The organism is Streptococcus pseudopneumoniae (assembly GCF_001072315.1).
Classification (GTDB): Bacteria; Bacillota; Bacilli; order Lactobacillales; family Streptococcaceae; genus Streptococcus; species Streptococcus pseudopneumoniae_R.
In genome coordinates this window covers 1-457 of the sequence record NZ_JVLI01000056.1, presented here as the reverse complement: position 1 = coordinate 457, position 457 = coordinate 1, and the positions used below count along the sequence as shown (strand labels likewise).

Annotated in this window: 1 protein-coding gene; it reads right to left on the bottom strand. The window is 38.5% G+C overall.

Going from position 1 to position 457, the window contains the following annotated elements; all coding sequences use genetic code 11:
- On the bottom strand, nucleotides 1-315 hold a 315-nt coding region (locus ADH54_RS02070), incomplete at its 3' end, for a PD-(D/E)XK nuclease family transposase (protein WP_049523863.1).
- Nucleotides 316-457 lie beyond the last annotated feature (142 nt).

Here is a 457-nt window from a genome sequence, read left to right as displayed (position 1 = left end):
GTTTTGATTGACCTGACTGCACAAGTAAGCCCACAGGCGATTGATGAAAAAATTCTGATGATGAACCTGAATCTCAATGATTACTTGGGTACCATTATCCAACTCCGCCAAGACATCTATGCTAGTATAGAAATCCTGGGCTGAGTAAGGTATTGAAGGTAAGACATGAATATTGCTTCCTTCCAAAATGGTTACATTTTGGGCTGGCAAGTCCAACATATCGCGAATAAATTGACAAGTGATTTCTGGATTGCTAAAGATTTTCTTAGCAACCAAATCATTGGTTGGGCTGATGCCCGGATGTCTTAGAATCATCCTTTTCCTCCTTTTATTATACCACAGTTTTAAATCTAGCTTTACTAGATTCACTGCTACTATCTATTTATTCGGAAAAGAGACAAAAAACTCCAAGCAGGCAGAGCCTGCTAACTCATGACAGAAAAAGAAGTTTAGCTTA